The organism is Pseudomonas sp. R2-37-08W (assembly GCF_003851705.1).
Lineage (GTDB): Bacteria > Pseudomonadota > Gammaproteobacteria > Pseudomonadales > Pseudomonadaceae > Aquipseudomonas.
In genome coordinates, this window is sequence record NZ_CP027728.1 from 5,378,999 (window position 1) to 5,405,621 (window position 26,623).

Annotated in this window: 26 protein-coding genes and 2 pseudogenes; 22 read left to right on the forward strand and 6 right to left on the reverse strand. The window is 60.8% G+C overall.

Translation table 11 applies throughout. From position 1 onward, the window contains the following. The first annotated feature begins 164 nt into the window (after window positions 1-164). The 10 genes and pseudogenes from C4J93_RS24885 (at window position 165) to C4J93_RS24930 (ending at window position 13,090) form a co-directional block, all read left to right on the forward strand. Window positions 165-2,384, forward strand: coding sequence for a primosomal protein N' (locus tag C4J93_RS24885; RefSeq protein WP_124430674.1), 2,220 nt, complete (start codon window positions 165-167; stop codon window positions 2,382-2,384). A gap of 235 nt (window positions 2,385-2,619) precedes the next feature. Then, window positions 2,620-4,356, forward strand: a complete 1,737-nt coding sequence (argS, locus tag C4J93_RS24890) for an arginine--tRNA ligase (RefSeq protein ID WP_124430675.1) — start codon at window positions 2,620-2,622, stop codon at window positions 4,354-4,356. Window position 4,357: 1 nt separating this feature from the next. After that, complete coding sequence (locus C4J93_RS24895; RefSeq protein ID WP_124368642.1) at window positions 4,358-5,059, forward strand: SPOR domain-containing protein; 702 nt, start codon at window positions 4,358-4,360, stop codon at window positions 5,057-5,059. A gap of 255 nt (window positions 5,060-5,314) precedes the next feature. After that, complete coding sequence (hslV, locus tag C4J93_RS24900; RefSeq protein ID WP_003171209.1) at window positions 5,315-5,845, forward strand: ATP-dependent protease subunit HslV; 531 nt, start codon at window positions 5,315-5,317, stop codon at window positions 5,843-5,845. A gap of 37 nt (window positions 5,846-5,882) precedes the next feature. Further along, window positions 5,883-7,220, forward strand: coding sequence for an ATP-dependent protease ATPase subunit HslU (gene hslU, locus C4J93_RS24905; protein WP_124364746.1), 1,338 nt, complete (start codon window positions 5,883-5,885; stop codon window positions 7,218-7,220). Window positions 7,221-7,369: 149 nt separating this feature from the next. Then, window positions 7,370-7,747, forward strand: a complete 378-nt coding sequence (locus tag C4J93_RS24910; protein WP_124364747.1) for a gamma-butyrobetaine hydroxylase-like domain-containing protein — start codon at window positions 7,370-7,372, stop codon at window positions 7,745-7,747. A 248-nt stretch (window positions 7,748-7,995) separates the two neighbouring features. Then, the gene (gene phaC / locus C4J93_RS24915; RefSeq protein WP_124430676.1) at window positions 7,996-9,675 is read left to right on the forward strand and encodes a class II poly(R)-hydroxyalkanoic acid synthase; all 1,680 of its coding nucleotides are present in this window, start codon (window positions 7,996-7,998) and stop codon (window positions 9,673-9,675) included. 149 nt (window positions 9,676-9,824) lie between these two features. After that, entirely contained in the window at window positions 9,825-10,670 is an 846-nt protein-coding gene (gene phaZ, locus C4J93_RS24920; RefSeq protein WP_124368646.1) for a poly(3-hydroxyalkanoate) depolymerase, read from the forward strand. A gap of 89 nt (window positions 10,671-10,759) precedes the next feature. After that, a pseudogene (gene phaC, locus C4J93_RS24925) lies at window positions 10,760-12,441 on the forward strand (class II poly(R)-hydroxyalkanoic acid synthase). 28 nt (window positions 12,442-12,469) lie between these two features. Continuing rightward, window positions 12,470-13,090 carry a TetR/AcrR family transcriptional regulator gene (locus C4J93_RS24930; protein WP_124430677.1) on the forward strand — a complete coding sequence of 207 codons (621 nt, stop codon included), beginning with the start codon at window positions 12,470-12,472 and terminating at the stop codon, window positions 13,088-13,090. Window positions 13,091-13,155: 65 nt separating this feature from the next. Here C4J93_RS24930 and C4J93_RS24935 read toward each other — a convergent pair whose 3' ends face one another. The 3 genes from C4J93_RS24935 to C4J93_RS24945 all read right to left on the reverse strand — a co-directional run bounded on the left by C4J93_RS24935 (window position 13,156) and on the right by C4J93_RS24945 (window position 14,850). After that, the gene (locus tag C4J93_RS24935; RefSeq protein ID WP_124430678.1) at window positions 13,156-14,034 is read right to left on the reverse strand and encodes a phasin family protein; all 879 of its coding nucleotides are present in this window, start codon (window positions 14,032-14,034) and stop codon (window positions 13,156-13,158) included. 12 nt (window positions 14,035-14,046) lie between these two features. Then, window positions 14,047-14,469, reverse strand: a complete 423-nt coding sequence (locus tag C4J93_RS24940) for a phasin family protein (protein ID WP_124430679.1) — start codon at window positions 14,467-14,469, stop codon at window positions 14,047-14,049. Window positions 14,470-14,574: 105 nt separating this feature from the next. Continuing rightward, complete coding sequence (locus C4J93_RS24945; RefSeq protein WP_124372127.1) at window positions 14,575-14,850, reverse strand: polyhydroxyalkanoic acid system family protein; 276 nt, start codon at window positions 14,848-14,850, stop codon at window positions 14,575-14,577. A 144-nt stretch (window positions 14,851-14,994) separates the two neighbouring features. On the opposite strand from C4J93_RS24945, the gene ubiE reads away from it, so the two are divergent. The 9 genes and pseudogenes from ubiE to C4J93_RS24990 all read left to right on the forward strand — a co-directional run bounded on the left by ubiE (window position 14,995) and on the right by C4J93_RS24990 (window position 20,950). Further along, window positions 14,995-15,765: a bifunctional demethylmenaquinone methyltransferase/2-methoxy-6-polyprenyl-1,4-benzoquinol methylase UbiE gene (ubiE, locus tag C4J93_RS24950; RefSeq protein ID WP_003171186.1), complete on the forward strand. Its 771-nt coding sequence runs from the start codon at window positions 14,995-14,997 to the stop codon at window positions 15,763-15,765. Further along, a complete protein-coding gene (locus C4J93_RS24955; protein ID WP_124430680.1) occupies window positions 15,765-16,388 on the forward strand; it encodes an SCP2 domain-containing protein in 624 nt (207 codons plus the stop codon). Before ubiE ends, C4J93_RS24955 begins: the two co-directional genes overlap by 1 nt. Beyond that, window positions 16,385-17,989: a ubiquinone biosynthesis regulatory protein kinase UbiB gene (gene ubiB, locus C4J93_RS24960; protein ID WP_124430681.1), complete on the forward strand. Its 1,605-nt coding sequence runs from the start codon at window positions 16,385-16,387 to the stop codon at window positions 17,987-17,989. Before C4J93_RS24955 ends, ubiB begins: the two co-directional genes overlap by 4 nt. Before the next feature lie 41 nt (window positions 17,990-18,030). Beyond that, window positions 18,031-18,423 (forward strand): phosphoribosyl-AMP cyclohydrolase, encoded by a 393-nt coding sequence (hisI, locus tag C4J93_RS24965; RefSeq protein WP_065893709.1) that lies wholly within the window; start codon window positions 18,031-18,033, stop codon window positions 18,421-18,423. A gap of 2 nt (window positions 18,424-18,425) precedes the next feature. After that, on the forward strand, window positions 18,426-18,758 hold the full coding sequence (locus C4J93_RS24970; RefSeq protein WP_124364757.1) for a phosphoribosyl-ATP diphosphatase: 333 nt from the start codon (window positions 18,426-18,428) through the stop codon (window positions 18,756-18,758). Window positions 18,759-18,783: 25 nt separating this feature from the next. Beyond that, on the forward strand, window positions 18,784-19,062 hold the full coding sequence (locus tag C4J93_RS24975) for a twin-arginine translocase TatA/TatE family subunit (protein WP_124430682.1): 279 nt from the start codon (window positions 18,784-18,786) through the stop codon (window positions 19,060-19,062). A gap of 10 nt (window positions 19,063-19,072) precedes the next feature. After that, window positions 19,073-19,459 (forward strand): Sec-independent protein translocase protein TatB, encoded by a 387-nt coding sequence (gene tatB, locus C4J93_RS24980; protein WP_124408390.1) that lies wholly within the window; start codon window positions 19,073-19,075, stop codon window positions 19,457-19,459. Next, window positions 19,456-20,247, forward strand: a complete 792-nt coding sequence (gene tatC, locus C4J93_RS24985; RefSeq protein ID WP_124364760.1) for a twin-arginine translocase subunit TatC — start codon at window positions 19,456-19,458, stop codon at window positions 20,245-20,247. The genes tatB and tatC overlap by 4 nt, the downstream gene beginning before the upstream one ends. Beyond that, a pseudogene (locus C4J93_RS24990) lies at window positions 20,244-20,950 on the forward strand (16S rRNA (uracil(1498)-N(3))-methyltransferase). The gene tatC and the pseudogene C4J93_RS24990 overlap by 4 nt, the downstream one beginning before the upstream one ends. A 59-nt stretch (window positions 20,951-21,009) precedes the next feature. Here C4J93_RS24990 and C4J93_RS24995 read toward each other — a convergent pair. After that, window positions 21,010-21,396, reverse strand: a complete 387-nt coding sequence (locus C4J93_RS24995) for an MAPEG family protein (protein ID WP_124364762.1) — start codon at window positions 21,394-21,396, stop codon at window positions 21,010-21,012. Between the two features lie 187 nt (window positions 21,397-21,583). Here C4J93_RS24995 and C4J93_RS25000 point away from each other — a divergent pair, with 187 nt between their 5' ends. After that, window positions 21,584-22,819: a sodium:proton antiporter gene (locus C4J93_RS25000; RefSeq protein WP_124430683.1), complete on the forward strand. Its 1,236-nt coding sequence runs from the start codon at window positions 21,584-21,586 to the stop codon at window positions 22,817-22,819. Window positions 22,820-22,839: 20 nt separating this feature from the next. On the opposite strand, the gene C4J93_RS25005 is transcribed toward C4J93_RS25000, so the two are convergent. Continuing rightward, on the reverse strand, window positions 22,840-23,721 hold the full coding sequence (locus C4J93_RS25005) for a LysR family transcriptional regulator (protein WP_124430684.1): 882 nt from the start codon (window positions 23,719-23,721) through the stop codon (window positions 22,840-22,842). A 91-nt stretch (window positions 23,722-23,812) separates the two neighbouring features. Between C4J93_RS25005 and C4J93_RS25010 the strand changes: the two genes are divergently transcribed. Continuing rightward, window positions 23,813-24,226 (forward strand): VOC family protein, encoded by a 414-nt coding sequence (locus C4J93_RS25010; protein WP_124408392.1) that lies wholly within the window; start codon window positions 23,813-23,815, stop codon window positions 24,224-24,226. A 34-nt stretch (window positions 24,227-24,260) separates the two neighbouring features. Further along, window positions 24,261-25,586 (forward strand): cation:dicarboxylate symporter family transporter, encoded by a 1,326-nt coding sequence (locus C4J93_RS25015; protein WP_256660113.1) that lies wholly within the window; start codon window positions 24,261-24,263, stop codon window positions 25,584-25,586. Between the two features lie 18 nt (window positions 25,587-25,604). On the opposite strand, the gene C4J93_RS25020 is transcribed toward C4J93_RS25015, so the two are convergent. Continuing rightward, window positions 25,605-26,495, reverse strand: coding sequence for a formate/nitrite transporter family protein (locus C4J93_RS25020; RefSeq protein ID WP_124430685.1), 891 nt, complete (start codon window positions 26,493-26,495; stop codon window positions 25,605-25,607). Window positions 26,496-26,623: the final 128 nt, after the last annotated feature.

Genomic DNA, 26,623 nt, shown 5'->3' on the forward strand with positions numbered 1-26,623 from the left:
AATCGCGCAAGCGGCGGTGACGGCCGAGCACGCCCTTTCATCAGAAAATCCCGGCGCCTGCGCAAGTCTCTCCTTCCTGCAGCAGAGACGGGACACCTCCACCGTCGGTCTGCTAGGCTCCCGCCCCTGCGCCACCGCCTGCCTTTATAGATGAGACTTCTCGCGTGCCCGACGCCATTTTGCGCCTAGCCCTGCCCTCGCCCCTGCGCCGCCTGTTCGATTATCGGGCCCCGGCCGGCGTGCCGCGTGCGCAGCTGGAGCCAGGCATGCGCGTGCGCGTGCCGTTCGGGCGCAGGGAGATGATCGGCATCCTGGTGGAAGTCGCCGACCACAGCGAAGTGCCCGCCGAAAAACTCAAGCCGGCCATCGCCATCCTCGACGCCACACCGCCGCTGCCGCCCGCGCTGTTCAAGTTGTGCCTGTGGACCGCGCAGTATTACCAGCACAGCCTGGGCGACACCTTGAGCTGGGCGCTGCCGGTGCTGCTGCGCCAGGGCGAACTGGCCGAAGCGCGCCAGGAGCGATTCTGGTCGATGACGCCCGGCGCCCGCCTGGATGACCCGCGCATCGCCCGCGCCCCGCGCCAGCGTGAAGCCCTGGCCACCCTGGCCCAGCACCCGCATGGCGTCGCCCATCAGCTGTTGAGCAAGCTGATGCTGAGCAAAGACAGCCTCGACCTGTTGCTCGCCAAGGGCCTGGTGCAGGTGGAAATCCGCAAGCATGCCCCCGACCCGCGCCACGAACACTGGCTGGCGCAACCGGAGCTGCCGTTGAACCCCGAACAACGCGCCGCCTATGAAGCGATCCGCGCCGGGTTCGACAGCTTCCACGCGTTCCTGCTGGCCGGCGTTACCGGCAGCGGCAAGACCGAAGTCTATTTGCAGTTGATCCGCGAAACCCTGCAAGCCGGTAAACAGGCGCTGGTGCTGATCCCCGAGATCAACCTCGGCCCGCAGACCCTGGCGCGTTTCGAACAGCGTTTCAACGCCCGCATCGCCCTGGTGCACTCGGCGGTCAACGACCGTGAGCGCCTGGAGTCGTGGCTGGCGGCCCGGGACGGCGAAGCCGACATCATCATCGGCACCCGCTCGGCGCTGTTTACCCCGATGAAAAATCCGGGGCTGATCATCATCGATGAAGAACACGACGGCTCCTATAAACAGCAGGAAGGCCTGCGTTACCACGCCCGCGACCTGGCGCTGGTACGCGCACGCCAGGAAGACATCCCGATTGTGCTCGGCTCGGCCACGCCTTCCCTGGAAAGCCTGCATAACGCCTACACCGGCCGGTATGGCCTGCTACGCCTGAATGAGCGCGCAGGTGGCGCCAAACAGCCGCGTTTCCTGCGCCTGGATGTAAAAAGCCGTCCGCTGGACAGCGGTATTTCCGGCCCGATGCAGCAAGCCATCGGCCAGACCCTCGCCGCCGGCCAGCAAGTATTGGTATTCCTCAATCGCCGTGGCTTTGCGCCGACGCTGTTGTGCCATGACTGTGGCTGGATGTCCGAATGCGAACGCTGCGATGCACGCATGACCGTGCACCAGCGCTACGGTGAACTGCGCTGCCATCACTGCGGCCATGTCGAGCCGGTGCCGCGCCACTGCCCGCAATGCGGCAAGGTCGACCTGCGCCCGGTCGGCGCGGGCACCGAGCGCGCCGAAGAGCGCCTGGGCATTCTGTTCCCGGATTACCCGGTGCTGCGGGTGGACCGCGACAGCACCTCGCGCAAAGACGCGATGAACCAATTGTTCGCCACCATCCAGAAAGGCCAGCCGTGCATTCTGGTTGGCACGCAAATGCTCGCCAAAGGGCATCACTTCCCACGGGTGACCCTGGTGTCAATCCTGGATGCCGACGGTGGTTTATTCTCCGGCGACTTCCGCGCCAGCGAGCGCATGGCGCAGTTGATCGTGCAGGTCGCCGGCCGCGCCGGGCGCGCCGAAGAGCCGGGCCGGGTGATTATCCAGACACACCTGGCCGACCACCCGCTGCTGATTCAACTGACCGAGCAAGGTTACTTTGCCTTCGCCGAGCAGGCATTGAGCGAACGCCGCGCCGCCGGGCTGCCGCCGTTCTCGCACCTGGCACTACTGCGCGCCGAGGCGCATAAACCGGGCCAGGCCGAAGCCTTTCTTGACGAAGCCTGCAGCGCCGCCGAACGTTTGCTCGCCGAACTGGGTCTGAGCGGCATCGAACTGCTCGGCCCGGTGCCGGCGCCGATGGAGCGCCGCGCCGGGCGCTATCGCGCGCAGCTGCTCTTGCAGGCAACGTCCCGCGCACCGCTGCATCGGCTATTAAGTAGCTGGTTGCTTGCCCTGGAGCAAATGCCCAGCGGCCGGCAAGTGCGATGGTCGCTGGATGTAGACCCGGTCGATCTGTACTGACCGGCCCCCGTAGGAGCGAGCTTGCTCGCGAAAAACGTTAACGATAACGCGGTATCCTGATTTCACGCGGCGCCCTCGGGTTTTTCGCGAGCAAGCTCGCCCCTACAGGGGGCACAACGCCCTTAAACAGCTCCACAGGTCTGGAACGGTTGGCAAGCCCGCCCTCGCCACGGATAATGCCCAGTTTTTCCACCTGCGCATCGCGCGCCGCCGCTTGCGGTCGAAAGAGAACACCATGAAAGACACCATTCGCCAGCTGATCCAGCAAGCCCTCACCCAACTCGTCAACGAAGGTGTGTTGCCTGAAGGCCTGTCGCCGGCGATCCAAGTGGAGAACACTCGCGACAAGACCCACGGCGACTTCGCCAGCAACATCGCGATGATGCTGTCCAAGCCCGCGGGCATGAAACCCCGCGACCTGGCGGAGAAAATCATCGCGGCGCTGCCGGCCGACGCCAGTGTCACCAAGGCCGAAATCGCCGGCCCAGGCTTTATCAACTTCTTCCAGAACACCCAGTCCCTGGCGTCGCGCCTGGATGCGGCCCTGGCCGATGCCAGCATCGGCGCACGCAAAGCCGGCGACAGCCAGCGCGTGGTCATCGACCTGTCGGCACCGAACCTGGCCAAGGAAATGCACGTTGGCCACCTGCGCTCGACCATCATTGGCGACGGCGTGGCGCGGGTACTGGAATTTCTCGGCGACACTGTGATCCGCCAGAACCACGTAGGCGACTGGGGCACCCAGTTCGGCATGCTGATGGCGTACCTGCAGGAAAACCCGATCACCAGCAACGAACTGGCCGACCTGGAAAACTTCTACCGCGCCGCCAAGAAGCGCTTCGACGAATCCGCCGAGTTCGCCGACCGCGCGCGCAGCCTGGTGGTCAAACTGCAAGCGGGCGACAAGGAATGCCTGGAACTGTGGGGTCGCTTCCGCGATATCTCGCTGTCCCACTGCCAGGAAATCTACGAATTGCTCAACGTCAAGCTGACCATGGCCGACGTGATGGGCGAAAGCGCCTACAACGATGACCTGATCAACGTGGTCAACGACCTCAAGGCCGCAGGCCTGCTGGTCGAGAGCAACGGCGCGCAGTGCGTGTTCCTTGAAGAATTCAAGACCGCCGACGGCGAACCGCTGCCGGTGATCATCGTCAAGGCCGATGGCGGCTATCTCTATGCCACCACCGACCTGGCGGCCGTGCGCTACCGCAGCGGCGTGCTCAAGGCCGACCGCGCGCTGTATTTCGTCGATCAGCGCCAGGCCCTGCATTTCCAGCAGGTGTTCGAAGTGGCGCGCCGCGCCGGCTTCGTCACTCACCCGATGCACATGGAACACATGGGCTTCGGCACTATGAACGGCGCCGATGGCCGCCCGTTCAAGACCCGTGACGGCGGCACCGTGAAGCTGATCGACCTGCTGACCGAAGCCCAGGAACGCGCCTACAGCCTGGTGAAGGAAAAGAACCCTGAGCTGGCCGAGGCCGACCTGCGCAACATCGCCCGCGTGGTAGGCATTGGCGCGGTGAAATACGCCGACCTGTCCAAGCATCGCACCAGCGACTACAGCTTCAACTTCGACCTGATGCTCAACTTCGAAGGCAATACCGCCCCGTACCTGCTGTACGCCTACACCCGCGTGGCCGGTGTGTTCCGCAAACTGGGCAAGGACTTCAGCGAAGTCCAAGGCCAGATCGTGCTGGACGCGTCCCAGGAGCAGGAACTGGCCGCCAAGCTCGCGCAGTTCGGCGAAGTGCTCAACAGCGTCGGCGAGAAAGGCACGCCGCATATCCTCTGCACCTACCTGTACGAAGTGGCCGGCCTGTTCTCCAGCTTCTACGAGAACTGCCCGATCCTCAGCGCCGACGATGAAGCCCAGAAGCACAGTCGCCTGCGCCTCGCCGCACTGGCTGGACGGACCCTCAAGCAAGGCCTGGAGCTGTTGGGCCTGGAAACTCTGGAGCGCATGTAAGTTGGCCGCCAAGAAAAAACCTGCACCCAAGCGCGGCGCCAGCCGCTACCAGGCCCCGGCCAAGCAGCCGATTCCGGGCTGGCTGTGGATGGCCATCGGCCTCACGGTCGGCGCATTCGTGGTATTTCTGATGAAGCTGGAGCCCGGCCAGGGTGATGACGTCAAGCGCGTCAAACAGGAGCAGCAGAAAGCCACGAAGATCGCCGAGGCCAACAAGACCGCACCGAGCCCGACGGCACCGGTGAAGCCCAAGTACGACTTCTACACACTGCTGCCGGAATCGGAAGTGATCGTGCCGCCCGACGCCGTGCCGGAGAAGACCCTGCCGACGCCGCAAGTGCCGACCACGCCGGTGACGCCTGCGGAAGCGGCGAAAATCGACACGGCGCGCGCGCAGGCCGCGCTGGCCGGGATCACCCCGCCGCCAGCGCCACCGGTGGCCGAGACCAAGGCCGCACCGGTGACCAAGTTCTTCCTGCAAGCGGGCTCGTTCCCGAAACAGGCGGATGCCGATCGTGTGCGGGCGCAGATCATTCTGTTGGGTCAAGCGGTGACGGTGGAATCCGGCACGGTGAAGGACGCGACCTGGTATCGCGTGCTGGTAGGCCCGTTCAGCAACCGCGAGCAGTTGACCGTGGCGCAGAAGCAATTGGCCGGAGCAGGGTTTAGCAACCTGCTGTTACAACAGCGCCAGAGCCGCTGATTCCAGCTCAACAACAATCAAAATGTGGGAGGGGGCTTGCTCCCGATGGCGGTATCAGTCACCAGATTCATTGGCTGACACACCGCTATCGGGAGCAAGCCCCCTCCCACATTGGTTTTGGGGTGTTCTGGAACCTATGTCAGACACATAGACACCATTCGTCCGTCCCGACCTCCCAAGGTTGAAATCATCCCGACCACCCCCATATCAGTTTCCATCAGGGCATTTTCGCCCCGCTGCGTGGAGACTCTCCCCTTGACCACCATCGTTTCAGTACGTCGCCACGGCAAAGTCGTCATGGGCGGCGACGGCCAGGTTTCCCTGGGTAATACCGTGATGAAAGGCAACGCCAAGAAAGTGCGTCGCCTGTACCACGGCCAGGTGCTCGCCGGGTTCGCAGGCGCGACCGCCGACGCCTTCACCCTGTTCGAGCGTTTCGAAGGCCAGCTTGAAAAGCACCAGGGCCACCTGGTGCGTGCCGCCGTCGAACTCGCCAAGGAATGGCGCACCGACCGCTCCCTCAGCCGTCTTGAAGCCATGCTGGCGGTCGCCAACAAAGACGCGTCCTTGATCATCACCGGCAACGGCGATGTGGTTGAACCTGAACACGGCCTGATCGCCATGGGTTCGGGCGGCGGCTATGCACAAGCCGCGGCCAGCGCGCTGTTGAAGAAAACCGATCTGTCGGCGCGTGAAATCGTCGAGACCGCGCTGGGTATCGCCGGCGATATTTGCGTGTTCACCAACCACAATCAGACCATTGAGGAGCAGGACCTCGCCGAGTAAGCCGTAGGCTTATTCCCGCTTGAGGCCGCCAAACACTATGTCCATGACTCCCCGCGAAATCGTCCATGAACTCAATCGCCATATCATCGGCCAGGACGATGCCAAGCGCGCCGTTGCCATTGCGCTGCGTAACCGCTGGCGCCGGATGCAACTGCCCGAAGAGTTGCGCGTTGAAGTAACGCCAAAGAATATCCTGATGATCGGCCCGACCGGTGTTGGTAAAACCGAGATCGCCCGGCGTCTGGCCAAGTTGGCCAATGCGCCGTTCATCAAGGTAGAAGCCACCAAGTTCACCGAGGTGGGCTACGTGGGCCGCGACGTCGAATCGATCATTCGCGACCTCGCCGACGCCGCCTTGAAAATGCTGCGCGAGCAGGAAGTGACCAAGGTCAGCCACCGCGCCGAAGATGCCGCCGAAGAACGCATCCTCGATGCCTTGCTGCCACCGGCACGCATGGGCTTCAACGAAGACGCCGCGCCGTCGTCGGACTCCAACACCCGTCAGCTGTTTCGCAAGCGCCTGCGTGAAGGCCAGCTGGACGACAAGGAAATCGAGATTGAAGTGGCCGAGGTGTCCGGCGTCGATATTTCCGCGCCACCTGGCATGGAAGAAATGACCAGCCAGTTGCAGAACCTGTTCGCCAACATGGGCAAGGGCAAGAAGAAAAGCCGCAAGCTCAAGGTGAAGGAAGCGCTGAAACTGGTGCGCGACGAAGAAGCCGGGCGCCTGGTGAATGAGGAAGAACTCAAGGCCAAGGCCCTGGAAGCGGTCGAGCAACACGGCATTGTGTTTATCGATGAGATCGACAAAGTCGCCAAGCGCGGCAACTCCGGTGGTGTCGATGTATCTCGCGAAGGCGTACAACGCGACCTGCTGCCGCTGATCGAGGGCTGCACGGTGAACACCAAGCTGGGCATGGTCAAGACCGACCACATCCTGTTTATCGCCTCCGGTGCTTTCCACCTGAGCAAGCCAAGCGACCTGGTGCCGGAGCTGCAAGGTCGCCTGCCGATCCGCGTAGAACTCAAGGCGCTCACTCCGGGCGACTTCGAGCGCATCCTCAGCGAGCCGCATGCGTCGTTGACCGAGCAGTATCGTGAGCTGCTGAAAACCGAGGGCCTGGGGATCGAATTCCAGGCAGACGGAATCAAGCGCCTGGCGGAGATTGCCTGGCAGGTCAACGAGAAGACCGAGAATATCGGTGCGCGGCGTCTGCACACGCTGCTTGAGCGCCTGCTTGAAGAAGTGTCGTTCAGCGCCGGGGACATGGCAGGTTTGCAGAATGGCGTGGCGATCAAGATCGATGCGGATTACGTCAACAGCCACCTGGGTGAATTGGCGCAGAACGAAGACTTGTCGCGGTATATCCTGTAAGCCTCACACAGAACTGCTTTGCTTCAAATGTGGGAGGGGGCTTGCCCCCGATTGCAGTGGGTCAGCTACAGATAAGCTGACTGATCCACCGCTATCGGGAGCAAGCCCCCTCCCACATTGTTAAGCCGGTTTATTCAGGATTATCTCCAATGTCGAAATTTCCTACTGCTGTAAACCTGCACAAAACCTCCAACACCCTCGGCCTCACCTACGGCCCCGACGAGGTTTACCAGTTGCCCGCCGAATTCCTGCGCGTGCACTCACCCTCCGCCGAGGTCCAGGGCCACGGCAAACCCATCCTGCAATTCGGCAAGCTCAACGTTAAGTTGATCAAGCTGGAACCGGCCGGCCAGTACGCACTGAAATTGACCTTCGACGACGGCCATGACAGCGGGCTGTTCACCTGGGACTACCTGTATCAACTGGCCGTGCGTCAGGACGCGCTATGGGCGGATTACCTGGCCGAACTGAAAGCTGCCGGAAAAACCCGCGACCCGAGTCAGTCGGTCGTGCGCCTGATGCTCTAGCCCAGGCTTCTTGCTCTTTAGAGGGCATTTTCTAATTTCATCTGCTTGAATGCCCTGTCTGGTGGCCAACGATTGGCCCGCTTGCGAAAAAAATTAAACTCGGGTAACCAATGGAACTGGCAAGTTCCCTGCATTTGACGATGCGGTATCAACGGTCACCCGAGTCGCAGTACCAGGCTGGTGTCGTGTATCGAAATGGGTGCGCAGCAATCGCCGGTACTCGTCTTTCGGACAATGGAGCGTCGTAGATGAGTAACAAGAATAACGATGACTTGAAACGCCAGGCCTCGGAAAACACCCTGGGGTTGAACCCGATCATCGCGTTACGCAAAAAGGATCTATTGGCCTCGGCGAAGATGGTGCTGACCCAAGCCATCAAGCAACCGTTACACAGCGTCAAACACGTCGCCCATTTTGGGGTGGAGCTCAAGAACGTGATGTTCGGCAAATCGGCGCTGGTGCCGGAAAGCGACGACCGCCGCTTCCACGACCCGGCCTGGAGCCAGAACCCGCTCTACAAGCGCTACCTGCAAACCTACCTGGCGTGGCGCAAGGAACTGCACGACTGGATCGGCGACAGCAATCTGTCGGAACAGGACATCAGCCGTGGCCACTTCGTGATCAACCTGATGACCGAAGCCATGGCCCCCACCAACAGCGCAGCCAACCCGGCGGCGGTCAAACGCTTCTTTGAAACCGGTGGCAAAAGCCTGCTCGACGGCCTGTCCCACCTGGCAAAAGACATGGTGCACAACGGCGGCATGCCGAGCCAGGTCAACATGGGCGCCTTCGAAGTGGGCAAGACCCTCGGCATCACCGACGGCGCCGTGGTATTTCGCAATGATGTGCTGGAACTGATCCAGTACAAGCCGATCACCGAGCAGGTGCACGAGCGCCCGCTGCTGGTGGTGCCGCCGCAGATCAACAAATTCTATGTATTCGACCTGAGCCCGGAGAAGAGCCTGGCGCGTTTCTGCCTGCGCAATGGGCAGCAGACCTTTATCGTCAGTTGGCGCAACCCGACCAAGGCGCAGCGCGAGTGGGGCCTGTCGACCTATATCGAGGCGCTCAAGGAAGCGGTGGATGTGATCAGGGCGATTACCGGCAGCAAGGACGTGAACATGCTGGGCGCCTGCTCCGGCGGTATCACCTGCACCGCACTGCTGGGCCACTACGCGGCGCTGGGCGAGAAGAAGGTCAACGCCCTGACCCTGCTGGTGAGTGTGCTGGACACCACGCTGGACACCCAGGTGGCGCTGTTCGTCGATGAACAGACGCTGGAAGCGGCGAAGCGCCATTCCTATCAGGCCGGCGTGCTCGAAGGCCGCGACATGGCCAAGGTATTCGCGTGGATGCGGCCCAACGACTTGATCTGGAACTACTGGGTCAACAATTACCTGCTCGGCAACGAGCCGCCGGTGTTCGACATTCTGTTCTGGAACAATGACACCACGCGCCTGCCGGCCGCCTTCCATGGCGACCTGATCGAGCTGTTCAAGAACAACCCGCTGGTGCGCGCCAACGCGCTGGAAGTGTGCGGTACGCCCATCGACCTCAAGCAAGTCACGGCCGATATCTATTCACTGGCCGGCACCAATGACCACATCACGCCCTGGCAATCCTGCTACAAGTCGGCGCAATTGTTTGGCGGCAAGGTGGAGTTCGTACTGTCCAGCAGCGGGCATATCCAGAGCATCCTCAACCCGCCGGGCAATCCCAAGTCGCGCTACCAGACCAGCGAGGGGTTGGGGGGCACTGCGCTGGAGTGGCAGGAAAACGCGACCAAGCATACGGATTCGTGGTGGCTGCACTGGCAGGTGTGGCAGGCGGAGCGGGCGGGTAAGTTGAAAAAAGCGCCTACGACATTAGGCAGTAAGACCTATGCTGCCGCCGAAGCGGCGCCAGGCACCTATGTACATGAGCGGTAGATTGGAATGAGATCCAAATGTGGGAGGGGGCTTGCTCCCGATAGAGATGGATCAGTGTCAGGTGTGCTGACTGACACACCGCCATCGGGAGCAAGCCCCCTCCCACATTTTGACCCCATTTCTCCTGTAATACTTCACAGGGCTTGAGCATGCCGCAACCGTTCATCTTCCGCACTATCGACCTGGATGGCCAAGCCATCCGCACGGCGGTACGACCGGGCAAGCCGCACTTGACGCCGCTGCTGATCTTCAACGGCATCGGCGCCAACCTGGAGTTGGTGTTTCCGTTCGTGCAGGCCCTGGACCCGGACCTGGAGGTGATCGCCTTCGACGTGCCGGGCGTGGGCGGTTCCTCCACGCCCAACCGGCCCTATCGCTTCCCCGGCTTGGCCAAGCTGACGGCGCGCATGCTCGATTACCTGGACTATGGCCAGGTGAACGCAGTGGGCGTGTCGTGGGGCGGAGCACTGGCGCAGCAGTTTGCCTATGACTACCCGGAACGGTGCAAAAAACTGATCCTGGCGGCCACGGCGGCGGGCGCGGTGATGGTGCCGGGCAAGCCGAAAGTGTTGTGGCTGATGGCGAGCCCCAGGCGTTATATTCAACCGTCCCATGTGGTGCGTATTGCGCCGATGATTTATGGCGGCTCGTTTCGCCGCGACGCCAAGCTGGCCGCCGAACATGCCAGCAAAGTGCGCTCGGCCGGCAAGCTGGGCTACTACTGGCAACTGTTCGCGGGGCTGGGCTGGACCAGCATTCACTGGTTGCACAAGATCCGTCAGCCCACCCTGGTATTGGCCGGGGACGACGACCCGCTGATCCCGCTGATCAACATGCGCCTGCTCGCCTGGCGCATCCCCAATGCGCAGTTGCACATCATCGATGACGGCCATTTATTCCTGATCACCCGGGCGGAAGCCGTGGCGCCGATCATCATGAAGTTTCTCGAGGAGGAGCGCCTGCGCGCCGTGATACATCCGCGCCCGGCGGTGTGAAGGATCGCACCACCGCGCAACTTGCCAGGAACCGACTATGGTTCTGAATTGGCGTGCCTCTTGATGGCTTGACGAAGGAGTGTTGGCTCATGCGAGAAAGACCCGTGACGAACCCGGCGCCCACCCCTGCTGCGTTCATCAACGCGCAAAATGCGATCACCGGTTTGCGCGGCCAGGATCTGCTGTCGACCCTGCGCACCGTCGCGGCACATGGCATGCGCAACCCGATGCACACCGCACGCCACGCCCTGGCCCTGGGCGGCCAACTGGGCCGGGTGTTGCTGGGTGAAACCGTGCATGAACCCAACCCCAACGACAACCGCTTCAGCGACCCCACCTGGAAGCTCAACCCCCTGTACCGGCGCAGCCTGCAGGCCTACTTGAGCTGGCAAAAGCAGACGCGCAACTGGATCGATGACAGTGCCCTCAGCGCGGATGACCGCATCCGCGCACAGTTCGCCTTCACTCTGCTCAACGATGCTGTCTCCCCGTCCAACACCCTGCTCAACCCGCTGGCGATCAAGGAGCTGCTCAATTCCGGCGGCAACAGTGTGGTGCGCGGCGTGAGCCACTTGTTCGAAGACCTGCTGCACAACAACGGCCTGCCGCGCCAGGTCAGCAAGCATGCCTTCGAAGTGGGCAAGACCGTTGCCACCACCCCGGGTTCAGTGGTGTTTCGCAACGAACTGCTGGAGCTGATCCAGTACAAGCCCATGAGCGAAAAACAATATGCCAAGCCCTTGCTGGTGGTGCCGCCGCAAATCAACAAGTACTACATCTTCGACCTCAGCCCGGCCAACAGCTTCGTGCAATACGCCCTGAAAAACGGCCTGCAGACCTTCATGGTCAGTTGGCGAAACCCGGATGTGCGCCATCGCGAGTGGGGCCTGTCCACCTACGTTGCTGCGCTGGAGGAAGCGCTCAACGTCTGCCGCGCGATCACCGGCGCGCGCGAGGTCAACCTGATGGGCGCCTGCGCGGGTGGCCTGACCATTGCGGCGCTGCAAGGCCACCTGCAAGCCAAGCGCCAGCTGCGGCGCGTCGCCAGCGCCAGTTACCTGGTGAGCTTGCTGGACAGCCAGATCGACAGCCCGGCGGTGTTGTTCGCCGATGAGCAAACCCTTGAAGCCGCCAAGCGTCGCTCCTACCAGAAAGGCGTGCTGGACGGCCGCGACATGGCCAAGGTGTTCGCCTGGATGCGCCCCAATGACCTGATCTGGAACTATTGGGTCAACAACTACTTGCTGGGCAAAGAACCGCCGGCCTTCGACATCCTGTACTGGAACAACGACAACACGCGCCTGCCCGCTGCGTTGCATGGCGACCTGCTGGACTTCTTCAAGCACAACCCGCTGAGCCATCCAGGGGCCTGGAGGTGTGCGGTACCCCCGTCGACCTGCGCAAGGTCACGGTAGACAGCTTCAGCGTGGCCGGCATCAACGATCACATCACGCCATGGGACGCCGTGTATCGCTCCACCCAACTGCTGGGCGGTGAGCGGCGTTTCGTGCTGTCCAACAGCGGGCATATCCAGAGCATCCTCAACCCACCCGGCAACCCCAAGGCCAATTACGTCGAGAACCCCAAGCTGAGCAGCGATCCGCGCGCCTGGTACTACGACGCCCATCACGTCGAAGGCAGTTGGTGGCCGCAGTGGCTGGCGTGGGTCCAGCAACGTTCGGGCGTGCAACGCGAAACCCTCACTGCCCTGGGCAACCAGAATTACCCACCGATGGAAGCGGCGCCAGGCACCTACGTGCGCGTGCGCTGAGCTCAACGATCCCACTTAAGAAGGCTGGATGAAGACCCGCGACCGTATCCTTGAATGTGCCCTGCTGCTGTTCAATCGCAAGGGCGAGCCGAACGTGTCGACCATGGAAGTGGCCAATGAAATGGGGATCAGCCCCGGCAACCTCTATTACCACTTCCACGGCAAGGAGCCTTTGGTGCTTGGGTTGTTCGAGCGCTTTCAGGCTGAGCTGGCGCCCTTGCTCGATCCGCCCGCCGACGCGCAACTGGAGCCCGAGGATTACTGGCTGTTCCTGCACCTGATCGTGGAGCGCATGGCCCACTACCGGTTCCTGTTCCAGGACCTGTCGAACCTGGCCGGGCGTTTGCCGAAGCTGGCGAAAGGCATTCGTAGCCTGCTCACGGCGCTCAAGCGCACCCTGGCCTCTTTGCTGGCACGGTTGAAGGCGGCGGGGCAACTGGTCAGCGATACACAGGCGCTCGGCCAATTGGTGGAACAGATCACCATGACGCTGCTGTTTTCCCTGGACTACCAACGGATTCTCGACCGCAAGGGTGAAGTGCAGGTGGTGATTTACCAGGTGATGATGCTGGTAGCGCCGCACTTGCTCGCGCCGGCACGGCAGGCGGCCGAGAGATTTGCGCTGAAATACCTGGATGATCCTGATTGAAAATACGCTGCCATAAAAAATGCCCGACCTCTGCAGGCCGGGCATTTTTTGTGTCCTGGGAAAACTCAGGACTGACTGGATGGCGTCGGCGTCGACGTAGCAGTCGGGGCCACAGCAGCAGGGGTCGGTGCGGACACTGAGTTGGCTGTGGAAGCGGTTGCCGCAGCAGGCTTGGCTGCCGCTGGTTTTTTCGCTACCGCTGGCTTCTTAGCAGCGGGTTTTGCCGCAGGCTTGGCGGCGGCAGGTTTGGCTGCGGCTTTTGCAGCTGCAGGCTTAGCGGCGGGTTTCGCGACGGCCTTGGCTGCGGGTTTGGCGGCAGCTTTGGCGGCTACGGGTTTTGCGGCTGGCTTGGCGACCGGCTTGGCAGCGGCAGTTTTCGCCGCAGGCTTGGCGGCCGATTTTGCAGCCGCTTTGGCTGGAGCCTTCACCGCAGGTTTGGCGGCAGCTTTAACCAAGGGCTTGGCCGCGGCTTTCGCAGCGGGTTTGGCCGCAGCGGTTTTAGCCGCAGGCTTGGCCACAGGGTTTGCAGCAGCCGCCTTCACGGGAGTCGCTTTCGCGCCGGTGAGTTTTTCGATTTGCTTGGTCAGGGTGTCGACCTTGCTGTGCAGCGTTTTCAGTTCAGCTTTGCTCGGCACGCCCAGTCGCGAAATAGCACTGTTGAGACGCTTGTCGAAGGTTTCTTCCAACTTGCTCCAAGTGTCGGAAATGCTCGACTTGGCAGAACCTGCGCTGGCCTTGGCCGCATCAACTTTTTTGCCAACGGTGCTCTTGGTCAACTTCTCGGCTTTTTCACCGTCCTTGACCAGCGTCTCGAAGTATTTGCCACCGTCACTGCTAACCTTCGAGTACACGCCTAAACCAGCAAGCCAGATCTTTCGGGAATATTTTTCAACTTCCCCGACCCACGAGCTGCTTTCTTTCTGAGTAGTTTTTTTAACAGCCATCCCGATGTCTCCTTAGTGTTTACGCGCGACACGTTCGAGCAATGCCGTCAGCTCTTCGAGCTTAGCAGAGAGTGTCTCCACGTCATGTTTAGACGCAATGCCGATTCGATTCAAGGCACTTGCAACACGTGTGTCAAAAGCTTTTTCAACTTTATCCAGTTGAACTTCAACCCGGCGGCTGATGCTGGAGACGTTACTCGTTACTTGGTCAATCTGACTGTTGGCGGCATCAAGTTGTTCAACCACAACTTTTTTGCTTTTACTTTCAACATGTTGACCGCTCTTAACGAGCTCTTTGAAATATTCGCCACCCTCGCTGCCGACCTTGGCGTAGGCACCAAGACCCGCCAGCCAGGTCTTGCGGGCATAGCCTTTGACCTCACTCAGGACAGTGGTCTGACTGTCGATTTTTTTCTTCAAAATAACTTTGGCCATGGTGCACCTCACGCAAAATTGGGTGGAGGAACCGCCCGCAGGAGTTGAGGGCTTGGGCACAAAGTAAGGTGAAAAATTAGAATCGGCACCCTAAGCGTCATCACATCAGGCCAATGCCTTATCCACGGCTTTTTCGATTTCGGATTTGAGGGTACCGCTCATGGCCGACATCAACAGGCCCAGTTCCACCTCGATACGCAATGAATCATCGGCGACCAGAACGGTGCCTTTAACGCCTGACCGCTTGAGGTTCAAGGTATCGCCAGACCATGACGACTCCAGGCCATATTTATCCTTGAGTTTCTGCGCCAGCAGGTCGGCCTTCGCCCGGGCGCCTTCTTTACCCAGGGAATGCTCACGCTCAACGGTTATACGGGCCATTGCAATGACTCCTCTCTATAAGTGCCTGGAAACCTTCGATGCGGCAAAAGGTCTCGATAAGCACCTATCTTACCTTCAGCCTTGCCAAGACAAAGCAGGCCCTGGGGATTATCATGTCCCGCATTCTCTTTTGGTGACAGCGATATGACTGATCAGCGCAAAGGCAGCGATGCCGAACCCACCACTCACTTCGGCTTCAAGAACGTTCCGGAAAGCCAGAAAGCGGAAAAAGTCGCTGAGGTGTTCCACTCCGTAGCCGCCAAGTACGACTTGATGAACGACGTGCTCTCCGGCGGCATGCACCGCCTATGGAAGCGTTTCACCATCGAACTGTCGGGCGTACGCACCGGCAATCGCGTGCTGGACATCGCCGGCGGTACGGGTGACCTGGCGGCCAAGTTTTCCAAGCTCGTGGGGCCGACCGGCCAGGTGGTATTGGCCGATATCAACGGTTCGATGCTCAAGGTTGGGCGTGACCGCCTGCTCGACAAGGGCGTGGCCGGCAATATCGAATTCGTCCAGGCCGACGCCGAAAAGCTGCCGTTTCCCGACAACCACTTCGATTGCGTGACCATCGCCTTCGGCCTGCGCAACGTCACTCACAAGGAAGACGCGATCCGCTCGATGCTGCGCGTGCTCAAGCCGGGTGGCCGCCTGTTGGTACTGGAGTTCTCCAAGCCGACCAACGCGCTGATGTCCAAGGTCTACGACACCTACTCCTTCGCCTTCATGCCGTTGATGGGCAAGCTGATCACCAATGACGCCGAAAGCTACCGCTACCTGGCCGAATCGATCCGCATGCACCCCGACCAGGAAACCCTGAAGTCGATGATGGTGGAGGCCGGTTTCGACCGCGTGACCTACCACAACATGACCTCGGGCATCGTTGCCCTGCACCGTGGTATCAAGCCCTGATGTTGCTCGCAGGCCTTCTCGCCAGCGTCGAACACGGCCTCAACCGTGTCTTGCGCCTGGACAGCACCGCACTGGCGCGGCTTGCGCACCTGACCGGCAAAGTCATCGCCGTCGATTGCCGCAGCCCCGCCTTGCAGCTGTTTATCCTGCCCAGCGATGAAGGCCTGCTGCTCGCAACGCAATGGGCCGCCGAGGCCGACTGCACCCTGCGTGCGCCAGCCTCCAGCCTGTTGCACCTGGCGCTGAGCCGCAACAAGACCGCTATCCTGCACAGCCCCGAAGTGGCGCTGGAAGGCGACAGCGCGGTGCTGATGGACCTGGCCGCCGTGCTGCAAGACCTGGAGCTGGACTGGGAATACGAACTGTCACGCTGGATCGGCCCCGTCGCCACCCAGTTGATCAGCGGTCACCTGCGCAGCCGTTCGCGCTGGTACCAGCAAGGGTTCGCCAGCCTCAACCAGAACCTCGCCGAATACCTGAGCGAAGAATCGCGCACCCTGGTCGGGCAACGGGAAGCGCAAGCGCGCTTTCGTGAGCTCGACAAGGCCAAAATCGACCTGGAACGCCTCGAGGCCCGCTTCGAGCGCCTGAGCCGTTCCCTTGAGCCAAGCGATAACGCATGAAGCTGCTCGCCGTCCGCCGTTTGTTTCGTATCCAGCGCGTCGTAATTCGCTACCGCCTCGATGACCTGCTGTTTGCCCTGCCCATGCCATGGTTCCTGCTGGCGGTGCGCTATGTGCTCCCGTGGCGCTGGTTGCCGCGTAAAAAGCTGGAGCTGAGCCGAGGGGCCTGCCTGCGCCTGGCATTGCAGGACCTGGGGCCGATCTTCATCAAGTTCGGGCAGATCCTATCGACGCGCCGCGACCTGTTGCCCGAAGACATCGCCGATGAACTGATGCTGCTGCAAGACCGTGTGCCGCCGTTCGATTCGCAGGTGTCGATGAAGCTGATCGAAGAGCAGCTGGGCAAGAAGATCACCGAGGTGTTCAGCCGCTTCGATGTCGAGCCGTTGGCATCAGCCTCGGTCGCGCAGGTGCATGCAGCGCAGCTCAAGAGCGGCGAAGAAGTGGTGGTGAAGGTGATCCGCCCGGGCCTCAAGCCGATCATCGGCCAGGACCTGGCGTGGCTGTTCATTCTCGCCCGCGCCGCCGAGCGTTTTTCTGCCGATGCGCGCCTGCTGCATCCGGTGGATGTAGTAGCCGATTACGAAAAAACCATCTACGACGAACTTGACCTGCTGCGCGAGGCCGCCAACGCCAGCCAGCTGCGCCGCAATTTCGAAGGTTCGCAACTGCTGTACGTGCCGCAAGTGTATTGGGACTGGTGCCGTCCCAAAGTACTGGTGATGGAGCGCATCTACGGTGTGCAGGTCACCGACCTCGCCACCCTGGCCGACCAGCGTACCGACATGAAGATGCTGGCCGAACGCGGCGTGGAGATTTTCTTCACCCAGGTGTTCCGCGACAGTTTCTTCCACGCCGACATGCACCCCGGCAATATCTTCGTCAGCACCGTCAACCCGTGGAGCCCGCAATACATAGCGATCGACTGCGGCATCGTCGGCAGTCTCACGCCGGAAGACCAGGACTACCTGGCGCGCAACCTGTTCGCGTTTTTCAAGCGTGACTACCGCCGCGTGGCGCAGTTGCACATCGACTCGGGCTGGGTGCCGGCGGAAACCAAGCTCAATGAATTCGAAGCGGCGATCCGCACCGTGTGCGAGCCAATCTTTGAAAAACCGTTAAAAGATATTTCCTTCGGTCAGGTGCTGATGCGTCTGTTCCAGACCGCGCGGCGCTTCAATATGGAAGTGCAGCCGCAGTTGGTGCTGCTGCAGAAAACCTTGCTCAACATCGAAGGGCTGGGCCGCCAGCTGTACCCGGACCTCGACCTGTGGAACACCGCGCAGCCGTTCCTGGAACGCTGGATGCGTGAGCGGATGAGCCCGAAAACCATGCTGGGCAACCTGCACAGCCAGATGGAACAGCTGCCGCACCTGGCCAACATGACCCGCGATTTGCTGGAGCGCATGTCCCAGCCGCACGCCAAGGATCCCGAGCCGCCGTGGCGCAAGCGCAAGGACGACTGGTTCCTGCGCCTGCTCGGTGCCGCGCATCTGGTGGGCGGGGTCATGCTGGCGATTGGCGGGCCGTTGAATCAACTGGGCCAGTGGCCGGCCGGTATCATGGTGGCCGTGGGCGTTTATCTGATCGTGCGTCGATAACCCATCCGGTTATACACTGTCGCAAATTGCCGGAGCCGAACATGAAAGACTGGCTGGACGAGATCAAGTGGGACAGTGACGGCCTGGTGCCGGCCATTGCCCAGGACTACAAGACCGGGCGCGTGCTGATGATGGCCTGGATGAACCGCGAGGCCCTGAGCCTCACCGCCGCTGAGCAGCGCGCCATCTACTGGTCACGTTCGCGTGGCAAACTGTGGCGCAAGGGCGAAGAGTCCGGGCATGTGCAAACACTGCATGAGTTGCGCCTGGACTGCGATGCCGACGTGGTGATCCTCAAGGTCGAACAGATCGGCGGCATCGCCTGCCATACCGGCCGTCACAGTTGCTTCTATCGCGTGTTCGAGAACGGCGAATGGAAGGTGGTGGAACCGGTACTCAAAGACCCGCACGCCATCTATTCGGCAGGACATTGAACATGAGCGATACCCTGAACCGTGTGGCCCAGGTGCTGGAAGAGCGCAAAGGCGCGGATGCCGACAGCTCCTACGTCGCCAGCCTGTATCACAAGGGTCTGAACAAGATCCTGGAAAAGCTCGGCGAAGAATCCGTCGAGACGATTATTGCCGCCAAGGATGCGCAGATCAGCGGCGATTGCAGCGATGTCATCTATGAGACCGCCGACTTGTGGTTCCATAGCCTGGTCATGCTCGCCCAGCTGGGGCAGCATCCACAGGCCGTGCTGGATGAACTGGACCGTCGCTTCGGCCTGTCCGGGCACGCCGAGAAGGCCTCGCGCCCGTCCGCCTGAATAACTTTTATCGAGGATTTGCAGCATGGGTATTTTCGACTGGAAACACTGGATCGTCATTCTGGTGGTAGTGGTCTTGGTGTTCGGCACCAAGAAACTGAAAAACCTCGGCACCGATGTCGGTGAGTCGATCAAGGGCTTTCGCAAGGCCATGAACGATGACGAAAAACCTGCCGACCCGGCGGTGAATCCGGTTCCGCCGGCCCAACCGGTGCACCCTCAGGCCGCCCAGCCGATCACCGAGCGTCGTACCTTCGACGTGCAGGCTGAAAAAGTCGAAGAGCCGACCCGCAAAGACTCGTGAGCACTGACTAATGTTTGGTATCAGCTTCTCTGAACTGCTGCTCGTCGGCCTCGTGGCCCTGCTGGTACTGGGGCCGGAGCGCCTGCCCGGTGCAGCACGCACGGCCGGCCTGTGGATCGGGCGCCTGAAACGCAGTTTCAACGCGATCAAACAGGAAGTTGAACGGGAAATCGGTGCCGACGAGATCCGTCGACAGTTGCACAACGAACATATCCTGTCGTTGGAGCAGGAAACGCGCAAGATTCTGTCGCCGGTGCAGGAACCCGCCAAACCTGCGGAACCTGTGGTTGAAAACAGCATCGCGCCAGCAGCCGCAACCGCCCCGACAGAGCCTGCGCCGACGCCCGTTGCGTCGCCCGCGCCCCATGACCCTACATTGCCGCCGCGAGCCCCATGAGCGCTGATAAACCGGAAAACGACCAGCACATGCCGCTGGTCTCGCACCTCACCGAGCTGCGTACCCGCCTGCTGCGTTGCGTAGCGGCCATCTTCATCATTTTTGCAGGGCTGTTTGCCTTTACCCAGCAGATCTATACCTTCGTCTCCACGCCACTGCGCCAGTATTTGCCGGCGGGCGCGACGATGATCGCCACCGACGTGTCGTCGCCGTTCCTGACGCCGTTGAAGCTGACCATGATGGTCTCGCTGTTCCTGGCGATCCCGGTGATCCTGCATCAGATCTGGGGCTTCATCGCGCCGGGGCTGTACAAGCATGAGAAGCGCATCGCCGTGCCGTTGCTGGTGTCGAGCATCCTGCTGTTCTACACCGGCATGGCGTTCGCCTACTTCCTGGTGTTTCCGCTGATCTTCAAATTCTTCGCCGCCGCCACCCCGGCCGGCGTGGAGATGATGACCGACATCACCAGCTACCTCGACTTCGTGATGACGCTGTTCTTCGCCTTTGGCGTGGCCTTCGAAATCCCGGTGGCGGTGGTGTTGCTGGTGTGGATCGGCGTGGTCAATGTGAAGTACCTGAAGAAGATCCGCCCGTACGTGATCATCGGCTGCTTCGTGGTCGGCATGATCCTCACCCCGCCGGACATCTTCTCCCAGACCCTGCTGGCCGTGCCGATGTGGATGCTGTTCGAGATCGGCATCCTGTTCAGCGGCTTGATCAGCAAGCGTGGCGAACACCCGGATGATCAGGCTGCCGACGACGACCAGCCGCCAGCGACCCAGCCGTGAACCTGCTGCTGCTTGAAGACGCCGATTTTATTGCGGCTGACCGGGTGATCCTGCGTGATCGGCGCCTGGTGCATATGCAGCAAGTGCATCGCGCCGAGGTAGGTGACAACCTGCGCGTGGGCCGTATTGGCGGGGCGATGGGCAATGCGCAGTTGCTGCGCCTGCAAGACAGCGAGGCCGAGCTGCAGGTCAGCTTCGACCAACCGCCGCCGAGCAAACTGCCGCTGACCCTGCTGCTGGCGCTGCCACGCCCGAAGATGCTGCGCCGGGTGCTGCAAACCGTTGCGGCCATGGGCGTGCCCAAGGTGGTGCTGGTCAACAGTTACCGGGTGGAAAAAAGCTTTTGGCAAACGCCGTTCCTTGAGCCGCAGGCGGTCCGCGAGCAACTGATCCTGGGCCTGGAACAGGCGCGGGACACGGTACTGCCCGAGATCATTATCGAGAAACGCTTCAAGCCGTTCGTTGAAGATCGCCTGCCGGCCATGGCCGAGGGCACGTTTGGCCTGATCGGCCACCCCGGCGACTACCCACCCTGCCCCGAGGCCTGGAAGAACCGGTGACCCTGGCGATTGGGCCGGAAGGCGGCTGGATTCCCTATGAAGTCGAGCTGCTGACCAAGGCCGGCCTGCAACCGGTGCAGCTTGGCGCACGTATCCTGCGGGTGGAAACCGCCGTGACTGCCCTGCTTGCCCGGTTGTTCTAACCCAATAACCTATGCACAGCGCAGTCAAGCCAGCGCCCACAAGGTATGTGCGTTAACCGTCAGATCGAGACAAAGAAGAAACTCGCGATCAACGCCATCCCCACGGCCCACACCAGCGAACGCAACAGCGCCCAGTCCGCCAGGTAGCAAATGATGTACAGCAGGCGGCTGGTGATGAACAGCACCGCCAGCACATTGATGGTCACCAGCTCGGCGGTGCCGGCCAGGTGCGCGATGATCACCGCCGCCGCAAAGGCCGGGGTGACTTCAAAGCTGTTGAGTTGCGCATTGTGGGCACGCTTGGCAACGCCTTCGACCGTGTCCAGGAACGCACGCGGGTCGTGGTTATGCCGCGGCCCGAACTTGCCGCCGCTGAACTTGGCCACACCGGTACACAGGTACGGCAGAAAGATTGCGATCAACACACACCAGAAAGCCACTGTCATCAGTCATTCCCTTTTTTGGTTTTATCAAGGCAGTCAGAGCGTCATCACTCACAGGCCGATCGGCGCCGACGTTCAAGCTATGAGCCATGATCGGCCGAAAGGTTCTTTCCTGTAAGGGCACCTGTTTATACTAAACAACGTCCCGACGCACGCTGTGCACCTACATTCCCCGTCCCAAGGACCCCGGATGCTTGAACTTGTCGCCGCCTTCATTTGCCTCACCACCCTGCTCACCTATGTGAACTTTCGTTTTATCGGCCTGCCGCCGACCATCGGCGTAATGGTCACTGCGCTGCTGTTTTCGCTGATCCTGCAAGGCCTCAGTTTCATCGGCTACCCCGGCCTGGAAGAGCGCATCCAGCAATTGATCGGCCAGATCGACTTCGGCGATTTGCTGATGAACTGGATGCTCTCGTTCCTGCTGTTCGCCGGCGCGTTGCACGTCAACTTGAGCGACCTGCGCAGCTACCGCTGGCCCATCGGCCTGTTGGCGACCTTTGGCGTATTGATCGCTACCCTGGTGATCGGCAGCCTGGCGTACTACATCTTCGCCCTGTTCGGCTGGCACGTGAGTTTCCTGTATTGCCTGCTGTTCGGCGCGCTGATCTCGCCGACCGACCCGATTGCCGTACTGGGCGTGCTGCGTACCGCCAACGCCTCGAAACCGCTGAAAACCACGATCGTCGGCGAATCGCTGTTCAACGACGGCACCGCAGTGGTGGTGTTCACCGTCCTGCTGGGCATCGCGCAGCTCGGTGAAACACCGACCGTAGGCGCCACGGCCATGCTGTTCGCCCATGAGGCGATTGGCGGTGTGATGTTCGGTGGGCTGATCGGTTACCTCGTGTACCTGATGATCAAGAGCATCGAGCAGCACCAGATTGAAGTCATGCTGACCCTGGCGCTGGTGATCGGCGGCTCGGCGCTGGCCACTGAACTGCACGTCTCGGCACCGATTGCGATGGTGGTGGCCGGGTTGATCATCGGCAACCTGGGCCGCAAGCTGGCGATGAACGACATGACTCGGCGCTATCTGGATGGTTTCTGGGAGTTGCTCGACGACATGCTCAACGCCCTGCTGTTTGCACTGATCGGCATGGAACTGCTGCTGTTGCCGTTCAACTGGCTGCACGTATTGGCGGCCAGTTTGCTCGCTGTGGCGATCCTGCTGTCACGCCTGCTGACCGTGGCCCCGGCGATCCTGCTGCTGCGCCGCTGGCGTACGGTACCGCGCGGCACCATCCGCATCCTGACCTGGGGCGGTTTGCGCGGTGGCGTCTCGGTAGCACTGGCCCTGGCATTGCCGCTGGGCCCGGAACGCGACTTGTTGCTGAGCATCACCTATATCGTGGTGCTGTCGTCGATCTTGTTGCAAGGCTTGACCATTGGCCGGGTCGTAAAGCGCGTAGCCGAGTCGCAGTGAGCCCCTGAGCGTTTACATTTCTACACCACAAGTTTGCCTACGGGCGCTCTGCACAGATGTTCAAGCAGGTGCCGCATCGCCAGTGGGCGGCGCGGCATCGAGCCGTGCATGACAACCAGATCCCGCGAATAGCGCGACGCGTCGTCGACCGGCAAGACACATAGGCCACGGCTCGACATCCCCGACCACTGCGGTACCAGTGACACACCCATACCTTGGGCGACCAGCATGACGATGGTTTCCAAGGCATCCAGCTCACACAATACCTGCGGAGCAAAGGACTGTTCATCCAGAAAACGCTGGGCAATCTGCCCACCCCACGAACGGGCGTCATAGCGAATGAATGGCCGCTCGCGCAGCAATGCTTCGAAGGTCTGCGCGTCACACTCAGCGGGAGCAATCAGAATCAGGGGTTCGGCCCGCAGCAAGGTGGTCGCTAACGCCTTGGGCGGCTCAAACGGCGGTCTGACAAGAATCGCCGCGTCCAACTCGCGGGCAAGCAATCTCTCATAGAGGCTTCTGGAGTCACCCGGTGTGATCTTCAGCTTCAGCTCCGGTGCTGAAAGTGCCAGTCGCTCGATCGTTCTTGGCAAGACGCCGGTCAATGCCGTTGAAATAGCGCCGATCTTGATCTCTCCCGATAAGCCATCCTGACTCAGGTCCTCCTGCAACTCGCGCGCCTGCTCGATGACTGCCTGAATTTTTGGTAACAACAGCAGGCACTGGTCCGACGGCCACGCGGCATGCGCCGTGCGCATAAGCAGCGTGCACCCCAGCGTCCGCTCAAGCGCCTTGACCCGTTGGCTGATCGCCGCTGCGGTACGGTTTTCGCGTCGCGCCGCCGCAGCAATGGAGCCGGTTTCAATGACTGCGACCAGGCTTCTCAGGAATCGAATATCCATAAATTTTCCTTTCGCTCAGACCAACGCGAACCCGTTTTACGCGGATGCGCAGCCTGTTTAATTTGAGGATCCCCCTACAGAGATTCCGCTCATGAACAGACCCTTCCACGCTGCATACCATGTTTATGACTTAAACAAGGCGCGCATTTTTTATCGAGATGTTTTGGGCTGCGCAGAAGGCCGCAGCAGCGAGACCTGGATCGACTTCGATTTTTTCGGCAACCAGCTTTCACTGCACCTGGGCACGCCCTTCCCCACGACGCGTACCGGCCTGGTGGGGGAGCATCATGTGCTGATGCCGCACCTCGGTGTGGTGTTACCGCTGGAGGAGTGGCTGGTGTTGGCCGAGCGTCTCACTCAAATGAGCATGCCCTTCGAGATCCCGCCGGTGGTTCGTTTCGCCGGCGAACCGGGCGAACAGCGCACGATGTTTTTTCTCGACCCCAGCGGCAATCCCATCGAAGTGAAAGGCTTCAAGGACTTCGCTGGACTGTTCGCTCAATAAACCCCTGACAACTACAACAATAAGGGTCACCTGCATGAACACCAAAAAACCAACCAGCCTCGTCACCCGGATTATGATCGGCCTGGCAGCCGGAATAATCATCGGTATCCTTCTTAACCAGTTTCCCGAACATAAGTCCTGGTTCATTGACAACCTGCTGCAACCGGCAGGCGACCTGTTTATCAAGCTGATGAAGATGATCGTCGTGCCGCTGGTCTTCGCCTGCATGACGGTCGGCATTGCCGGCATGGGAAATCCCGCCGCCTTGGGACGTGTCGGCGTGAAGACCCTCGTTTATTTCTTCACGATCACCAGTATTGCAATTGTCTTCGGCCTGATTGTGGGTAATGTCGTCGCGCCCGGCTCGGGCGCGGAATTCGGCAGCACTTTGCCAACACCCGTAACAGGGCTGGCTGCCAACAGTACAACGCAGAATCTGGGCCAGACGCTATTGGCGATCGTGCCGGATAACATCGTGTTGGCCATGTCCCAGGGCAAGCTGCTGTCGGTGCTGTTTTTCGCCATCCTGTTCGGCTGCGCCTTGTCTATGTTGCCTGAGCAGCGCAAGGCTCCTCTGATCAGTGTGATGCAGGGCGTCTCAGACACCATGTTCAAAGTCACCCATCTGGTAATGCACTACTCGCCGATAGGCATTTTCGGGCTGATAGCGGTCACCGTCGCCAGCTTTGGCCTCAGTGCCCTGCTGCCGTTGGCCAAGCTGATCGGCACGACTTATGTCGCAGTGCTGTTATTTGCCCTGTGCATATTGGGTGCCGTCGCTCGATTGGTGGGTGTCGGTTTTTTCCATTTGGTGCGAGAAATACGCAGTGAATTGCTGCTGGCCTATAGCAGTGCCGCCTCAGCGACGGTGATGCCTCAATTGATCGAGAAGATGGAGCGCTACGGCGCGCCACGCCCTATTACCAGCATGGTGATCCCGTTGGGCTACTCGTTCAACCTGGATGGCGCATCGCTGTTCGCTGCACTGGGCACGTTGTTCATCGCCCAAGCGTATGGCATCGACTTGAGCCTGGCCGATCAGGGGATGCTGATATTGATCATGGTGTTGACGTCGAAGGGCGCAGCGGGCGTGCCAGGCTTCATGTTTATCATCCTTACCGCGACGTTGACTGCAGCGGGACTTCCCGTAGAGGGCGTGGCGATCATTGCCGGCGTTTATCGCCTGATGGATATGCCAGTCACGGCATTGAATGTGCTGGGCAACGCGTTGGCGCCGCTGGTAATTGCTCGGTGGGAAGACCAATTGAAGGCACCTGACAGCACGCCTGCGGCCAATCTCGCCGACGTACCGGACCAAGGCCTGAAGGTTCCCGGAACGCCCCGCAAAGCTCGCATTTGAGCCTTGTGCGGGGCTGCATCATTGCTTTTCCTTGCTTTGAGGACGCTGCTGCGCTGCGCCGACGTGAGTCCCGGAAAGCACCTTGCCTTCGCTACGAATCTGCGCATGGCTGATCAGCGCAAAGATGAAGCTGCCACCGATGATATTGCCGGCCAGGGTCGGGCCGGCAAATATCAGCCAGAAGTCATGCCAGGACAGTTCGCCGGCAAACACCAGGTAGGACACTTCCGCCGAACCCACTACGATGTGGGTAAAGTCCCCCAGCGCCATGAGGTAGGTGATCACAATAATGATGAACATCTTGGCGCTTTCCATCGACGGGATCATCCACACCATGGTGGCGATCATCCAGCCGGAGACGATGCCCTTGGCGAACATCTGGCCGCTGTCATTCTCCATGACCTTGCGCCCGATTTCGAGGAAGGCCAGGTCGGTCTTTGCATCGAAGATCGGCAGGTGCAACATCACATAAGCCACCAGCAAGGTCCCGCACAGGTTGCCCACCAGCACCACCGTCCAGAGCCGCAACAGGCGCCCGGCATTGGCAAGGGTCGGTTTGCTCATCACCGGCAACACGGCCGTGAGGGTGTTTTCGGTAAACAGTTGCTGGCGTGCGAGGATCACCGCCAGGAACCCCGCGCAATAACCAAAGCTGGCGATGACCTTGAACGCTTCGCCGTCCGGCAAGCGCGAGTTGAGCAAGCCCATGGCCATCAGCGACAGCCCCATGGTCAACCCGGCAGCCAAGGCAGACCACCACAACGCAGCGACGTTGCGTTCCAGCTCCTGGTCGCCCTGGGTACGGATGATTTCATGCAGCACCGCGGCGCGGGGCGGCTGGTTCTTGTCTACGTCCTGCTGCTCTTCGTGGGACAGGTTGGGGGTTTTGCCTGCTTCGTCGGTGGCCATGATGATCCGGAGTCCAAGGGGGGCGTGTAGCTACGACACGCCGCCACGGTGGCTGTTCAGTGGCCAGGCAACTAAAGCGCAATCCTCCGGGCCTTGACCCAACTCCATCGGATTCTTGAAGACAGTAT

What these genes read in the sequence shown, in the direction of transcription:
- argS (WP_124430675.1), top strand. Translation starts at nt 2,620, where the DNA reads ATGAAAGACACCATTCGCCAGCTGATCCAGCAAGCCCTCACCCAACTC.
- hslU (WP_124364746.1), top strand. Translation starts at nt 5,883, where the DNA reads ATGTCCATGACTCCCCGCGAAATCGTCCATGAACTCAATCGCCATATC.
- C4J93_RS24910 (WP_124364747.1), top strand. Translation starts at nt 7,370, where the DNA reads ATGTCGAAATTTCCTACTGCTGTAAACCTGCACAAAACCTCCAACACC.
- phaC (WP_124430676.1), top strand. Translation starts at nt 7,996, where the DNA reads ATGAGTAACAAGAATAACGATGACTTGAAACGCCAGGCCTCGGAAAAC.
- phaZ (WP_124368646.1), top strand. Translation starts at nt 9,825, where the DNA reads ATGCCGCAACCGTTCATCTTCCGCACTATCGACCTGGATGGCCAAGCC.
- C4J93_RS24930 (WP_124430677.1), top strand. Translation starts at nt 12,470, where the DNA reads ATGAAGACCCGCGACCGTATCCTTGAATGTGCCCTGCTGCTGTTCAAT.
- C4J93_RS24935 (WP_124430678.1), bottom strand. Translation starts at nt 14,034, where the DNA reads ATGGCTGTTAAAAAAACTACTCAGAAAGAAAGCAGCTCGTGGGTCGGG.
- C4J93_RS24940 (WP_124430679.1), bottom strand. Translation starts at nt 14,469, where the DNA reads ATGGCCAAAGTTATTTTGAAGAAAAAAATCGACAGTCAGACCACTGTC.
- C4J93_RS24945 (WP_124372127.1), bottom strand. Translation starts at nt 14,850, where the DNA reads ATGGCCCGTATAACCGTTGAGCGTGAGCATTCCCTGGGTAAAGAAGGC.
- ubiE (WP_003171186.1), top strand. Translation starts at nt 14,995, where the DNA reads ATGACTGATCAGCGCAAAGGCAGCGATGCCGAACCCACCACTCACTTC.
- C4J93_RS24955 (WP_124430680.1), top strand. Translation starts at nt 15,765, where the DNA reads ATGTTGCTCGCAGGCCTTCTCGCCAGCGTCGAACACGGCCTCAACCGT.
- ubiB (WP_124430681.1), top strand. Translation starts at nt 16,385, where the DNA reads ATGAAGCTGCTCGCCGTCCGCCGTTTGTTTCGTATCCAGCGCGTCGTA.
- hisI (WP_065893709.1), top strand. Translation starts at nt 18,031, where the DNA reads ATGAAAGACTGGCTGGACGAGATCAAGTGGGACAGTGACGGCCTGGTG.
- C4J93_RS24970 (WP_124364757.1), top strand. Translation starts at nt 18,426, where the DNA reads ATGAGCGATACCCTGAACCGTGTGGCCCAGGTGCTGGAAGAGCGCAAA.
- C4J93_RS24975 (WP_124430682.1), top strand. Translation starts at nt 18,784, where the DNA reads ATGGGTATTTTCGACTGGAAACACTGGATCGTCATTCTGGTGGTAGTG.
- tatB (WP_124408390.1), top strand. Translation starts at nt 19,073, where the DNA reads ATGTTTGGTATCAGCTTCTCTGAACTGCTGCTCGTCGGCCTCGTGGCC.
- tatC (WP_124364760.1), top strand. Translation starts at nt 19,456, where the DNA reads ATGAGCGCTGATAAACCGGAAAACGACCAGCACATGCCGCTGGTCTCG.
- C4J93_RS24995 (WP_124364762.1), bottom strand. Translation starts at nt 21,396, where the DNA reads ATGACAGTGGCTTTCTGGTGTGTGTTGATCGCAATCTTTCTGCCGTAC.
- C4J93_RS25000 (WP_124430683.1), top strand. Translation starts at nt 21,584, where the DNA reads ATGCTTGAACTTGTCGCCGCCTTCATTTGCCTCACCACCCTGCTCACC.
- C4J93_RS25005 (WP_124430684.1), bottom strand. Translation starts at nt 23,721, where the DNA reads ATGGATATTCGATTCCTGAGAAGCCTGGTCGCAGTCATTGAAACCGGC.
- C4J93_RS25010 (WP_124408392.1), top strand. Translation starts at nt 23,813, where the DNA reads ATGAACAGACCCTTCCACGCTGCATACCATGTTTATGACTTAAACAAG.
- C4J93_RS25015 (WP_256660113.1), top strand. Translation starts at nt 24,261, where the DNA reads ATGAACACCAAAAAACCAACCAGCCTCGTCACCCGGATTATGATCGGC.
- C4J93_RS25020 (WP_124430685.1), bottom strand. Translation starts at nt 26,495, where the DNA reads ATGGCCACCGACGAAGCAGGCAAAACCCCCAACCTGTCCCACGAAGAG.